We start from the raw sequence: 12,348 nt of genomic DNA on the forward strand, positions 1-12,348 counted from the left end.
CTCCAACAGCTAAAGCGATTTCTTTGCCTTAACAGGACGGTATGCCATAGGGTCCGCTAACGCAAGCATTCAGCTTTTAGGGGCGCTCACCCGCCTCGCGTCGCGAAGGGACCCTCGATGACCACGCCGAACCTCTCCCCGCAGGAGGTGGCCCGCTGGGCCCTGCGGACCGACACGCCCCTCGATGCCGGGCAGCTCGACCTGGTGGCCGCGACGGCGGACCACATACAGAGCGTCATCGGCACCCTGCACGCGCTGGACCTCGGGGAGACCGCTCCGGCCGCCGCGTTCCACGCCACCCACGCGGGAGAGGAGCGCCCCGATGCGGCCGTATGAGCTGACCCTGGCGGACGCGGCGCAGCTGATCGCGTCCGGGGAACTCTCGCCGGTGGAACTGACCGACTCCGTCCTGGAGCGGATCGCGGCGGTGGAGGGCGGCCTGGTCGCCTTCGCCGCGATCTTCGCCGACACCGCCCGCCAGGCGGCCGTGCAGGCGGAACGTGACATCAGGGCAGGCAGGCACCGCGGTCCGCTGCACGGTGTGCCGATGGGCCTGAAGGACCTCATCGACGCCGAGGGGCTGGCGACGTCCGCCGGCTCCCGCGTACGCGCACACCACATCGCCACCGGGGACAGCACGGTCGCGGCGCGGCTGCGGGACGCCGGAGCGATCCTGCTGGGCAAGACCCACACCCATGAGTTCGCCTACGGGCTGACGACCCCCCAGACCAGCAACGCGTGGGCCCCGGACCGAGTGGCCGGAGGATCCAGCGGTGGGTCCGCGGTCGCCGTCGCGGCGGGTGAACTGACCTTCGCCCTGGGCACGGACACCGGCGGCTCGATCCGGGTCCCTTCGGCACTCAACGGCGTAGTGGGGCTCAAACCCACCTACGGACTCGTCTCCCGCCACGGCGTGACGCCCTTGTCGTGGTCCCTGGACCACGTCGGCCCGATCACCCGCACCGCCCGGGACGCCGAACTCGTCCTCGCCGCCCTTGTCGGGCACGACCCGAACGACCCGGCCTCGCTGAGCCCTCCACCGTCCGGCCCTCCGCGCCGCGGGGGCGAGGACCTGACCGGGCTGCGCGTCGGCGTCCCCCGGAACTACTTCTTCGCCCGGATCGCGCCCGACGTCGAAGCGGCCGTCCGCAGGGCCGTCAGCGACCTCGAGGGACTCGGGGCGGAGCTCGTGGACGTCGACATCCCGATGACCGAGTACATCCAGGCCACCCAATGGGGCCTCATGGTGCCCGAGGCCACCGCCTACCACCAGCCGACGCTGCGCTCGTCCCCCGAGCTGTACGGCCCCGACGTCCGCGTCCTGCTGGAAGCCGGCGCGCTCGTGCCGGCGGTCGACTACCTGCGAGCCCAGCGCTCCCGCACCCTCATCCGCGAAGCGTGGGTGCGACTCTTCGACGATGTCGATGTCATCGCTGCACCGACGGTGACCTCCACGGCCGTCCGCAGCGACCAGGAGACGGTGCACTGGCCGGACGGATCCGCGGAGAGTGTGGCCGACACCTACGTCCGACTGTCGGCCCCCGCGAACATCACGGGCCTGCCGTCACTGTCCTTGCCCATCGGCCTCGACGGTACGGGCCTGCCGATGGGGATGCAGCTCATCGGCAGGCCGCTCGGCGAGGCAACGATCCTGAGCGCCGGCCGTGCCTACGAAGCGACCCGGGAAACCGCCCTCGCCCCCGGCCTCGCCCCCGCCCCCGCCCCCGCCTGACCCTTCGCCCCGAACGCCCCCTGCCCCCTGGCCTCTGCCCGGATCCGCCGGAGAAGAGGCACGGGCGCTATCGAATCAAGCAATTATTTCGCGTTAAGATGAGGGCCATGAGCCCCAGAGCAGGTGTCCGCCCCGGAGGGCGCAGCGCCCGTGTTCAGCAATCGGTGCACACAGCCGTGCGCGAACTCCAGGCCGAACAAGGGCGCTCCGCCCTCACCGTTCCCCAGATCGCGACGCGCGCCGGTGTCACTCCGTCGACGATCTACCGCCGCTGGGGAGACCTGCAGGAACTGCTGTCGGACGTGGCGGTGGAGAGGCTGCGCCCGGAGTCCGCGCCGGTCGACCACGGAAACCTGCGCGAGGACCTGGAGCACTGGGCCGCCGGTTTCGCGGAGGAGATGTCCTCCTCCCCGGGGCGCACCTACATCCGCGACGCCCTCGCCGGCGACGCGGACGGCAGCAACGCCGGACAGTGCTCCGCCTACGCCGTCGACCAGGTCGCCATCATCCTCACCCGCGCCGCCGAGCGCGGCGAACACGTACCGGACGCCGACACCGTGATGGACCACGTCGTGGCCCCGTTGATGTACCGCATCCTCTTCCGCCCGGGGCTCCTCGGCCCGCAGTACGCCCGCGATCTGGTCGCCACGGTCTTCTACCGGCTCATGCCGCTGCCGTAATTCGGCCGCGGCCCCGCCCGGGCAACGGACAACGGACAACGGACAACGGACAACGAGCAACGAGCAATGGGCAACGGGCAACGGGCCGCGGGTCGTTCGGTGCGGCCGACCTTCGCCGCTGTGGGGCCCGGCGGCATCGCCGGAACGGGATCGCCGGAACGGCATCGCCAGTACGTGTGGCCCACGGGAGATCCTCCTGGGCCGACGAAACCGCCATATGTGGTGCGTCGCCGCCTCGCGAAGGGATTGTCCGTCCGCATCGGACGACGAAGGCAAAGAGGCGTACACACTCCTTGCCACTCTCAACTTATAGCGCAGTGGGGGGCTTGCGGCAAGGCCCCGGTCGTGGGGCAGAATCGCGGGCCGATGCCAGAACCTGCGGAATTGGGAGATTCACGAAGTGCATTTGCTTTTGTCGGTTTACGAGTCGTGCGACGACGTCGCGTCGGTGGTGGGACGCGCGCTGCGGGTGCGGGCACTCGGCGCCGAGGTGCGGGTGTGCGCGCCGCCGAACGTCGCGGCAGCGATCGCGGACCGGAGCTGATGACATGAACCCCCTGACCATCAGCGCGTTCGCTCTTCCCGACCACCTCTCCCCCAAGGCCGACCCGGCTCTGATCGACGGCGACGAGCAGCACTTCGTGGCCATCGCGGAGAGCCTCGAGCAAGCGATCGCCGAGCTGTCCGACCGCCTCGAGGCCGAGCGCAGGGCACCCGGCGGCATCGGTCGGGCGGCGATGGACCGGGACGCGGAGATCCACCGACTGACCGGTCGCCTGCGCGCCTTGCGTCGCTTCGGTCTGGACCTGTGCCTGGGACACTTCGTCCGTACCGACAATCCCGAGCCCGTCTACATCGGACGCCTCGGCCTCACCGACAGCGCGGGGCGCCGACTGCTGCTCGACTGGCGCTCCCCCGCGGCCGAGCCGTTCTTCGCAGCGACCCACGCCAACCCGATGGCTCTGGCGAGCCGCCGCAGGTACCGCTGGACCCGCGGTCGGATCAGCGACTACTGGGACGAGGTGTTCACCGCCGACGGGCTCGAAGGGCACGCCGCGCTCGACGACCAGTCCGCCTTCATCGCCAGCCTGGGCGGCAACCGGTCGGCCCGGATGCGCGACGTGCTCGGCACCATCCAGGCCGACCAGGACGCCGTCATCCGGGCGGGGTCCCGCGGCGCTCTCGTCGTCGACGGCGGTCCGGGTACCGGCAAGACCGTCGTCGCGCTGCACCGCGCCGCCCATCTCCTCTACTCCGACCCTCGCCTCGGTCACCGTCGGGGTGGTGTGCTGTTCGTCGGCCCGCACCAGCCCTACCTGGCCTACGTCGCCGATGTCCTGCCCAGCCTCGGCGAGGAGGGCGTGCAGACCTGCACCTTGCGCGACCTCGTCGCCGAGGGAGCCGGAGCAGCGAGCGAGACCGACCCGAGCGTGGCCCTTCTGAAGTCGTCCGCGGACCTGGTGAAGGCCGTCGAACCGGCCGTCGCCCTCTACGAGGAGCCGCCCACCGAGGGGATGACGGTTTCGACCCACTGGTCCGACATCTGGCTGAGCGCGGACGACTGGGCGGCGGCGTTCGAGGCGGTGGAACCAGGTACTCCGCACAACGAGGCGCGTGACCAGATCCGGGAGGAGCTGCTCACCATCCTGATGGACAAGGACGACAGTGACGCCTCGCCCGACCTGCTCAGGAGGTCGCTGCTGCAGGACCGAGAGCTGATCAAGACCCTCCACCGTGCCTGGCCGATGCTCGAAGCGAGCGACCTCGTCGGAGATCTCTGGTCGGTACCCGCCTACCTGCGCAAGTGCGCTCCCGGGCTCGGCCCCGATGACGTGCGCAAGCTGCAGCGCGCGGACGCCCAGGCCTGGACGGTGTCCGACCTGCCGCTCCTGGACGCGGCGCGGCAGCGGCTCGGCGATCCGGAGGCGTCGGTGCGCAGGCGTCGGCACGAGGCCGCCGTCGCCGCCGAACGGGCGCGCAGGGCGGACGTCATCGACGGCATCCTGCGGGACACCGAGATCGACGAGAGCGAAGGCGCGGTGGGGATGCTGCGCGGACAGGACCTGCAGGACACCCTGATCGACGAGAGTGCGCTGCCGGGCGCCGAACCGGACCTGCTCGCCGGCCCGTTCGCGCACATCATCGTGGACGAGGCGCAGGAACTGACCGACGCGGAGTGGCAGATGCTGCTGCTCCGCTGCCCGTCCCGGAGTTTCACCATTGTCGGGGACCGCGCCCAGGCCAGGCACGGGTTCACGGAGTCGTGGCAGGAACGGCTCGAGCGGATCGGGCTCGACCGGATCACCGTGGCCTCCCTGAGCATCAACTACCGCACGCCGGAAGAGGTCATGGCGGAAGCCGAGCTGGTCATCCGAGCCGAGCTCCCGGACGCCAACGTGCCGACCTCCGTCCGCAGCAGCGGCATCCCCGTCGTCCACGGACCTGTTGCGGATCTGGACGCGATCCTCGACACCTGGCTCGCTGCGCATGCCGACGGGATCGCCTGTGTCATCGGCGATCCCACGTTCCGGGCGACGTCCCGCGTCCGGTCGCTGACCCCGGAGCTCTCGAAGGGGCTCGAGTTCGACCTGGTCGTCCTCGTCGACCCGGAGGAGTTCGGCAACGGGGTCGAAGGAGCGGTCGACCGCTACGTCGCGATGACCCGGGCCACCCAGCAACTCGTCATCCTCACGAGCTCCTGACGTCGGCCACCATCACGTGACCACCGCCCGACGAACCTCTGGTGCGGCGGTTCGCCCGAACGGCACGAGCGCCTTCTGTCGCTGCCCCCGCAAGGGCCGGAACCATGACCGTCGGGAGACGGGCCCGGCCCTTGCGGTCGGCGGTCGGCGGTCGGCGGTCGGCGGTCGGTCAGACGCGGTCGGCTGCGATCAGCAGGTACTGGAAGGAGCCGTCCTTGTACGAGTTGATGAATGCCTCTTCGATCCCGGTGACCAGGGAGGACGTGGCCCGCAGCTCCCAGTAGGGCAGGGTCGCAGCGGTCAGGTCGACGACGGCCTGCGGGACCAGACGGTTGTCGGCCATGGCGCGCAGGTACTCGCGGCGGGAATGGATGTTGCACTCGAAGTGCGCGTTGATCTGGGATACCCACTTCGAGGGCTGACCGTAACGCGGGTTCCAGCAGCCGGTGATGGTCACATAGCGGCCGCCGACCTCGAGGACGCGGGAGTGCTCGGCGAAGAGGTCGTGCAGGTCGACGTACATGCTCGACTCGTTGTTCCACGAGGCCGCAGCCCGCCCTGTGTCGAAGGGCATGTCGAGCATGTTGGCCACGCGGGCGTCCACATGGGCCTCGATGCCGAGTTCATGGGCGCGCCGGTTGGCGAAGTCGGCCTGCTTGGCCGACAGCGTGATGCCCTGGACCTTGCATCCGAATCGCTGGTGGGCCATGACCATCGAACCGCCCCGACCACAGCCGGCGTCCACGAGCGTGTCGTCACGCCCGATGGAGCCGAGGTGGTCCAAGAGGACGTCGGTCTGCGCCGACTCCAAGCGGTGGAGCTCGGCGATCAGCCGCTTCTCGTACTCGCTGCCCGCGGTGTCCCCGAGAGCGGCGTGGTCGACATCGCCGATGCCGTAGTGGTGGTGGTAGAGCCCGTCGACGTCGCCGAGACGCAGGTTCACGGGCCTGGCCTCCTGGTCCCAGTAACGGGCGATGTCACCCTGGTAGGGCGACGCCGGGGCGGGGACGAACGCGGAGGTGGCGGGTGCGGTGGTGAGGTCGGTGCTGGTCACAGATAGTCCATCCTTACCAGAAATCGGGCAGGCTGTATCGATAGGTGTTGGTCTGGTGCCAGTAGTGGTTGCCGTCGACCCATACGGCCACTCCCCGCAGGAAGCGCAGCACACTCGGGACGGGGCAGGCGGCGGCCAAGGCGGCGGCTTCGGCTTCGAAACCGCGCATGAGGTCGTTGTGGACCTCGACCGCCTTCAGGTAGGCATCCCGGTCGGAGATGTCCTCACGTTCGGCGATCACCACGGGCAGGTTCAGGTGTGTGCCCGGGCTCTTGAGTTCCTTGGTGTACGAGTACAGGTCGTTGACGATGGTGGTGGCGTTGCCGGCGAGCGCGATGACCCGTTGCATGTCCGGCCGGGCGTGCAGGTCCGCCGGCAGTTCGTAGCCGCCGACGGTGTCGGTGATCGTGGGGCAGGGGCGGAAATTGTTGAACTGGCGCATCGCCAGGTACTCCCACACCTCGGGCATGTGGTCCGTCTGGGCCCAGGCGGCCTCGGCGAGGTACCCCAGGTGCAGACGGGCCATGTCGTGCCGGAACCGGTCGGCCTGGGAGGCGGTGGCCTTCTGGAGGAAGTACTCCATGGCGGAGCGGTAGGCGCGCCGAGGGGCGTCCGACCGGAGCGACTCCACCCACCCCGGCTCGTACTCCCCCGTGGTGTGCAGTGGGTCGAGAGCCGTGTGCGCCAGCAGGAGACGGCTGCCGAGACCGGTGGGCGAGCCTCCGTGGTCCTCGCAGTAGCAGTCGTCGACCGCGTTCTCGGCGACCATCAGCCGCGTGGCGATCATCAGGTGGTCGATGGTGGGAGCGTCCGGATGGCAGGCGACCATGTAGCGGCCGACGGAGAAGCCGTCGAACTGGTCCTCCCACTCCGGGGGGACCGCCTGGACCTCGTCGACCGCCCAGGCCTTGATCCTGCGGCCGACCTCCTCCACCCGCACCGGATCGGGCTCCGGCACCGGGTGGTGGTAGAGGCCCGGGATCGGGCTGCCCTCGTCCGGTGCCCCGGGCTCCGGAGAGACCGGAGGTTCTTCACGCCGGGCCAGGTGCAGACCCGACGTGCCCAGGCCACTGGGGCCGCGCAGGATCCGTTCCAGGACAGAGCTCGGCTGCCTCACCGCGGCAGCGCCCTCCCCCACCGGCCGAGCACTCGGGTCCCCACCCGGGCCGTCGTCGGGTACGGGCACCTCCACGGGAACGGCCTGCGCGGCAGGGACGGGGGCGGAGGGCGGGCCGGGCAGGGCGTCGCCGCCGGCTTCGGCACCGACAGCGTGGTGGCGGGCGGGGGCCCGGGCCGCAGCGGCAGGCAGGCTCGACTGCAGAGGGGAAAACCCAGGATCGGGCATCCGTAGCTCCTTGGTGAGATGGGTTGGCTGTCCCCGACCCGGCCGTGCTCGCCCGGTGTCCGGGGAGGTCCGAGCCGTCGTGGCCGTCGTGGCCGTCGTGGCCGTCGATCGGGTTCTCTAGTCGCGCCTGCGGGCGCTCTGCACGCTCTCCGGCACACGGATCGCGCCGGGCACCACGATGGTGGCGGAGGAGTACCTGGTGACCAGGTAGGAGAAGGTCGCCCTCTCGCTGCTGTCCACGAAGTGCGGCGACAGACCCGGCTCGTACGCCCCCGGCTCCTCCGGCAGGCCGGACCAGCGCAAACCGAGGGCGCCTTGGTCGTCCTCGCCGATCCGCACGGCGAGGATCGAGCCGGTGCTTTCCCTGCTGATGGGGATCTTGTTGCAGAACGGGATCGGAACCCCGCGCCGGGTCGGGGCCTGCTGCCCGCCGAGGTCGGCGTGGCCCGGGTGGAGTCCACGGACGTTGAGCTCACGCCCGATCGCCGCATCGCGATGTCGACCTCGCCGTAACGGGTCGGCAAGGTTGCGAGCAGCCACGGCGCTCAGGCTGGACTGCCGAGGCGACTCCAGCTGCGCTTCCGGGCTGGTCTCAACGGTCATCGGGCGAACTCTCCTTCACGAGGGAGGTGATCGGCGCACACGGCGGCAACCAAGAAACGAAGAAAAAGAGGGTGAACATCGGGAAATCCCTTCGGATCCCGGAGAACAGTAAAAGGCCGGTTCACCCAGCTCGTCCCATGAGGCCATTGGAGTTACTTCGATGCAGTGATCTCGCTCCGCACCGGGTTTATCCGGACGACCGATGGCATTCGGACTATCCGATCGTGAACACGTTTGGCACACGGCGCGGCCTTCCACGCCACCTTCATCCTCAGCACTCACAGCCGGACATGGCGGCACGTCAGGCGTCGGGCGGGGGATCCAGCACCAGGAGGGAGCAGTCATGTCGCGGCGAGGGCGGACCGTCGTCGATTCAGCGGTCGGCACCGAGCACGGACGGCCGCTGCCGTCGTCCGGGACGGCAGGAACGCCGCCCTCGACTCCCGGACAAGCCGCGCGTCCGACCGAACCCACCGTCGAGGGTCAACTGCTTCCGCTCGCCCACCTCAGGGGGCTCTGGCCGCCCCTCCGCCCTCGCACCCGGTCCGGCCGGACGCCGTCGTCACAGTCGTGAGCGAGCCCCGACTGACCGAGGAACGACAAGCGGATCTGCCGGTCGGGGTTGCCCACGCTCGTGTCCACGAAACTCCGTGAAGTCAACCCCACACCAAAGCGTGTTGCAGAACGACCCCGGCGCGTGATTCCAGCCGTGATCGGGGTCGTCAGCGCGTCGACGCATCGACGCGTCCGCATTTCCTGTGACGTGCAGGTGTCATCAATCCTGGAAATGGACTGCGCCGCGGGCTCGCCGATCGTTCTGCAGCACGCTTCACGAGCCGTCCCGTAACCGCCGTTCGCGGGTGAGATGCTCTCGGCGCGGCTGGCGCGATACGGCGTCAGAGCCGTCTTGGACAGGCCGTTTCGCCGGGTTGACCTCACTCTGCGCGCCGACAGCTCCGGGCAGGGTCCCTGCCGTGCGAGCCGGCTGGTCAGCGACCCGAATCCGGAACCTCGCGCGGGGCGGACGGGGCCTGGTCCCCGGACCGGGCGACCCATCCGGCGGTGGCGGCCAGAGTACGCAGGACGGTAGCGCCGGCGAACACCACCGCGGAAACCGGCCATCCCATCCATCGCGTCAGATCGCCTCGCAGGTCGGGATCGACCTCGACGGTCACCCGGACATATCTGCTCTGCAACCTGGTGACCTTGGCGGACCGAGGTGCCGAGACGTCCGGCCCGCGCTGCAATGCCGCGCGGTAGCTCTCCTTGCGCTGGCTCATGCCTCATCCTGACGCTTGATCAGTTCCTTCGCGAAGTCCATGTACGCCGAACCCTTGGCCTGGACCGGGTTCCCGAAAGACTGGGCGTACAGATCGAGCCGCGCGATATGGGTGTCCAGCACCTCGAAACCCCGCTCGATGAGCGCCTCGCGAGCGTCCGCATCGGGCCCGGTGCGCGTGGCATCGGGACGGTTGGTGCGATTGAGCAGCACCGCCGAGCGGGCCGGCTCGGCACGCAGGGACTGCACGTCCGCCATCTCGCCCCGGATGGGTGCCATCCGGTCCAGTTCGATGGGGGCGGGGGTCACGGGAACGATCCACTCACCGGCGTACCGCATGATGCTGCGGGCGATGCGGGGATGGTCCTCCAGCTGGGGCGCATCGAGCACGACGGCCTGCCGGTCACCGAGGAAGTCGTTCACGCGACGGTGGACGTCCCCCACCGGCAGAGCGATCACCGGAAACGGAAAGCCATTGGCCAGCTCGCTCCAGCGCAGCGCGGAAGCGGCCGGGTCACCGTCGACCAGCAGCGGCGACATACCCGACTCATGAAGCGCATGGGCCAGCCACACAGCACTCGTCGTCTTTCCGACGCCGGGCTTGAGATTCACGAACGCACAACTCAAAGGCACAAGAAAGGACAATAACGGTCACGATCGTCCAGTTTCGGTCGGCGCGACGGCGTGGTCTCGTGATTCACCCGCAAGCACTGAGAAACGTCGGACACCCGGTTGTGGTCGCGGCCGATCCTGTGCGCCACCGGTTGCCCTTTCCTGCCCCTCGCTGGTTGGAATGGCAGCCGCGAGCGCGGCCAGCGGGTCCCCCACAGGGTTGTCGGGACCGGCCAGGATCTGCCGGATCGCGTCCGTGGCAGCCAGGATCGCCATCGGCCCGCTCTCCTGGATGCTCTTCGTGACCTCGTCGCTGAGCAGCGCGTCCATGAACTCCGCACAGAGACGGTCGCCGTCCGGCGAGCTGGGAATCCCCGGTGACCCATACGGCCGGTAGCCGGTGGCGGTCACGACCTGTGCCCCGTCCAGGCCGGGGTGCCCGGGCGGTCCCATGGTCAGCCGGGCCAGCCTGCGCCGGCACGCCTGGTCGGCGAGGCCGTCAGCCAGCCGTGCGAGGCTGTCCGGCACCGGACCACGCCGCTGCCGGACCACGAGCGGGTCAGGGAAGCGATCCCCCCTCGCCCGCGCCCCTTGTTGCCTATCCATGATCACTCTCCAGGAGAGTTCCTGGCCAGGAGAGTTCCAGGTCAGCTGTGGCGGTGCCGGTGCCGGTGGCAGTCACCTCCAGATACCGGCCGCACCGCACTTCGGTGCGCAAGACGACGATCACGGGCAGCACAGCGCTGAACTGACGCCTGATCACGGAACCTCGCGGCGTTGCCGACGCCTCCCGACAGCTCCGCCATCCGGCCACTCCGGCGCCTTGCGATATAGCTCGGCATCCGTGGAGCGAAGGAAGATCCGCTCCCTGATCCGGCCTGATCCACACGACAGACCCTAGAGGTCCCGTGGCCGCACCATCATCCGGATCCCGTCCCGCGCCCACAGCACGAACCTTTCCACGGGCGTCACTTCGTGCCCCGGCGTGGGCCGAAAGCGCAGGCGCTTGAGGAGGACGGCCAGGACGAGCTGGGCCTCGACCGTGGCCAAAGCGGCGCCCTCGCAGCTGCGTGGCCCGATCCCGAAGGGGACGTACGCCAGCCGCGGCCGCTTGGCCACCTCCTGCGGCGTGAACCGTTCGGGGTCGAACCGCTCCGGCTCGGGCCAGTGCTCAGGGTTCAGGTGCACCGCCCAGAACGGATAGAACACCGTCGTCCCGGCCGGGATCTCGTACGGGCCCAGAGCCAGGTCCTCGGTCGTCTCGCGTGCGCCGTACGGGCCGGGCGGGAACAGGCGCATCGACTCCTTGAGCACCATGTCCAGATACGTGAGCTCCCGCAGATCCCCGTAATCGGGCGTGGCGCGCTCGCCCAACACCTGGTCCAGTTCGGCGGCGACACGATCGGCCACTTCGGGATGGCGGCCCAGCAGGTGCAGTGTCCACGAGACGGCGACGCCCGTGGTGTGGTGGGCGGCGAGCAGCGTCACCATCACGGTGTCCCGGATCCGCGCCGGGCTCTGACCGGCCTCGACGAGCGCCCCGATCAGGTCACTGCGGTCGGTGCGGCCGCCCGCGCGATGCGCCGCCACCACGCGGTCGACCGTCTTACGCAGAAATGCAAGGGCCGCCTCAGCCCGCTCCGCCGAGCGCGGGTCGGCCCGCGGCACCTGGTAGAGCCGCCCGAGGTGCTCGGTGAGCACCTCCTCGAACGCGGCGACGACACGGTCCGTGTCGGTTTCCGCGCCGCCGAGCGCGAAGCCGCAGATCATACGGAGCGACAGTGCGGTCAACTCCTTTTGTAGTTCGACGGGTTCGCCGTCGGCCTGCCCCGCCCAGCGGTCCGCGAGCTCCCGCGCCGGCTCGGTGAAGCGCGCGAAGTGCCGCTCATGAGCCGACCGTCCGGCGAGTACCGAGAGCAGTAGTCGGCGCCAGGGGGTGTGTTCGTCGGCGGGGAGCACTTGCAGGTTGCCGGCCTCGCACAGCGGGTCCAGGAATGCGAACAGCGCCTCGGGCCGCGTGTCGATGTGCGCCGTGGCCTCCAGAAGCACGGGATCGGCGACCGACACAGCCGTGTCCGCGCCCGGCAGTTGGAAGCGCACGACGGGTCCGTGCGCCTCGTGCAGGCGTAACTGGTACCGGTGCAGCCCGCCCGCGGCCGCAATGGCGCTCAGCCCGCCGTCCTCTTGGTGCTCGGGTCCGGGTATACGCATAACAGTGCCTCCTGTCCCAAGTCCTGCCCTCGATCGAGTCTGTTCCGAGGGGACCTCAACTCGCCCTTGCATCAGCCAGCCTCTCCCCCGTCCCTGCTTACCTACCCCAGGGCGGGTCCGTGTCCGCACT

Annotated in this window: 12 protein-coding genes; 5 read left to right on the forward strand and 7 right to left on the reverse strand. The window is 69.7% G+C overall.

What is annotated here, in order from left to right:
* Positions 1 to 117 precede the first annotated feature (117 nt).
* The 5 genes from ACGFML_RS13845 (at position 118) to helR (ending at position 5,114) form a co-directional block, all read left to right on the forward strand.
* Complete coding sequence (locus ACGFML_RS13845; protein ID WP_393543256.1) at positions 118 to 336, forward strand: hypothetical protein; 219 nt, start codon at positions 118 to 120, stop codon at positions 334 to 336.
* Positions 323 to 1,732, forward strand: a complete 1,410-nt coding sequence (locus ACGFML_RS13850; protein ID WP_393543258.1) for an amidase — start codon at positions 323 to 325, stop codon at positions 1,730 to 1,732. The genes ACGFML_RS13845 and ACGFML_RS13850 overlap by 14 nt, the downstream gene beginning before the upstream one ends.
* A 107-nt stretch (positions 1,733 to 1,839) precedes the next feature.
* The gene (locus ACGFML_RS13855) at positions 1,840 to 2,412 is read left to right on the forward strand and encodes a TetR/AcrR family transcriptional regulator (protein WP_393543260.1); all 573 of its coding nucleotides are present in this window, start codon (positions 1,840 to 1,842) and stop codon (positions 2,410 to 2,412) included.
* A gap of 400 nt (positions 2,413 to 2,812) precedes the next feature.
* Complete coding sequence (locus tag ACGFML_RS13860; RefSeq protein WP_393543261.1) at positions 2,813 to 2,956, forward strand: hypothetical protein; 144 nt, start codon at positions 2,813 to 2,815, stop codon at positions 2,954 to 2,956.
* A 4-nt stretch (positions 2,957 to 2,960) separates the two neighbouring features.
* The gene (helR, locus tag ACGFML_RS13865; RefSeq protein ID WP_393543263.1) at positions 2,961 to 5,114 is read left to right on the forward strand and encodes an RNA polymerase recycling motor ATPase HelR; all 2,154 of its coding nucleotides are present in this window, start codon (positions 2,961 to 2,963) and stop codon (positions 5,112 to 5,114) included.
* 169 nt (positions 5,115 to 5,283) lie between these two features.
* Here the strand turns inward: helR and ACGFML_RS13870 are convergent, their stop codons facing one another.
* The 7 genes from ACGFML_RS13870 to ACGFML_RS13900 all read right to left on the reverse strand — a co-directional run bounded on the left by ACGFML_RS13870 (position 5,284) and on the right by ACGFML_RS13900 (position 12,218).
* Positions 5,284 to 6,168: a geranyl diphosphate 2-C-methyltransferase gene (locus tag ACGFML_RS13870; RefSeq protein WP_393543265.1), complete on the reverse strand. Its 885-nt coding sequence runs from the start codon at positions 6,166 to 6,168 to the stop codon at positions 5,284 to 5,286.
* A gap of 13 nt (positions 6,169 to 6,181) precedes the next feature.
* Positions 6,182 to 7,513: a family 2 encapsulin nanocompartment cargo protein terpene cyclase gene (locus ACGFML_RS13875; protein ID WP_393543267.1), complete on the reverse strand. Its 1,332-nt coding sequence runs from the start codon at positions 7,511 to 7,513 to the stop codon at positions 6,182 to 6,184.
* Between the two features lie 117 nt (positions 7,514 to 7,630).
* Complete coding sequence (locus ACGFML_RS13880) at positions 7,631 to 8,116, reverse strand: hypothetical protein (RefSeq protein ID WP_393543269.1); 486 nt, start codon at positions 8,114 to 8,116, stop codon at positions 7,631 to 7,633.
* A 989-nt stretch (positions 8,117 to 9,105) separates the two neighbouring features.
* A complete protein-coding gene (locus tag ACGFML_RS13885) occupies positions 9,106 to 9,396 on the reverse strand; it encodes a hypothetical protein (protein ID WP_393543271.1) in 291 nt (96 codons plus the stop codon).
* The gene (locus ACGFML_RS13890) at positions 9,393 to 10,028 is read right to left on the reverse strand and encodes an AAA family ATPase (protein ID WP_393543769.1); all 636 of its coding nucleotides are present in this window, start codon (positions 10,026 to 10,028) and stop codon (positions 9,393 to 9,395) included. Before ACGFML_RS13890 ends, ACGFML_RS13885 begins: the two co-directional genes overlap by 4 nt.
* An 18-nt stretch (positions 10,029 to 10,046) precedes the next feature.
* The gene (locus ACGFML_RS13895) at positions 10,047 to 10,535 is read right to left on the reverse strand and encodes a hypothetical protein (RefSeq protein WP_393543273.1); all 489 of its coding nucleotides are present in this window, start codon (positions 10,533 to 10,535) and stop codon (positions 10,047 to 10,049) included.
* A gap of 369 nt (positions 10,536 to 10,904) precedes the next feature.
* Entirely contained in the window at positions 10,905 to 12,218 is a 1,314-nt protein-coding gene (locus ACGFML_RS13900; protein WP_393543275.1) for a cytochrome P450, read from the reverse strand.
* Positions 12,219 to 12,348 lie beyond the last annotated feature (130 nt).

Source organism: Streptomyces sp. NPDC048650, assembly GCF_043199095.1.
Taxonomy (GTDB): domain Bacteria; phylum Actinomycetota; class Actinomycetes; order Streptomycetales; family Streptomycetaceae; genus Streptomyces.

What these genes read in the sequence shown, in the direction of transcription:
- ACGFML_RS13845 (WP_393543256.1), top strand. Translation starts at nt 118, where the DNA reads ATGACCACGCCGAACCTCTCCCCGCAGGAGGTGGCCCGCTGGGCCCTG.
- ACGFML_RS13850 (WP_393543258.1), top strand. Translation starts at nt 323, where the DNA reads ATGCGGCCGTATGAGCTGACCCTGGCGGACGCGGCGCAGCTGATCGCG.
- ACGFML_RS13855 (WP_393543260.1), top strand. Translation starts at nt 1,840, where the DNA reads ATGAGCCCCAGAGCAGGTGTCCGCCCCGGAGGGCGCAGCGCCCGTGTT.
- helR (WP_393543263.1), top strand. Translation starts at nt 2,961, where the DNA reads ATGAACCCCCTGACCATCAGCGCGTTCGCTCTTCCCGACCACCTCTCC.
- ACGFML_RS13875 (WP_393543267.1), bottom strand. Translation starts at nt 7,513, where the DNA reads ATGCCCGATCCTGGGTTTTCCCCTCTGCAGTCGAGCCTGCCTGCCGCT.
- ACGFML_RS13880 (WP_393543269.1), bottom strand. Translation starts at nt 8,116, where the DNA reads ATGACCGTTGAGACCAGCCCGGAAGCGCAGCTGGAGTCGCCTCGGCAG.
- ACGFML_RS13885 (WP_393543271.1), bottom strand. Translation starts at nt 9,396, where the DNA reads ATGAGCCAGCGCAAGGAGAGCTACCGCGCGGCATTGCAGCGCGGGCCG.
- ACGFML_RS13900 (WP_393543275.1), bottom strand. Translation starts at nt 12,218, where the DNA reads ATGCGTATACCCGGACCCGAGCACCAAGAGGACGGCGGGCTGAGCGCC.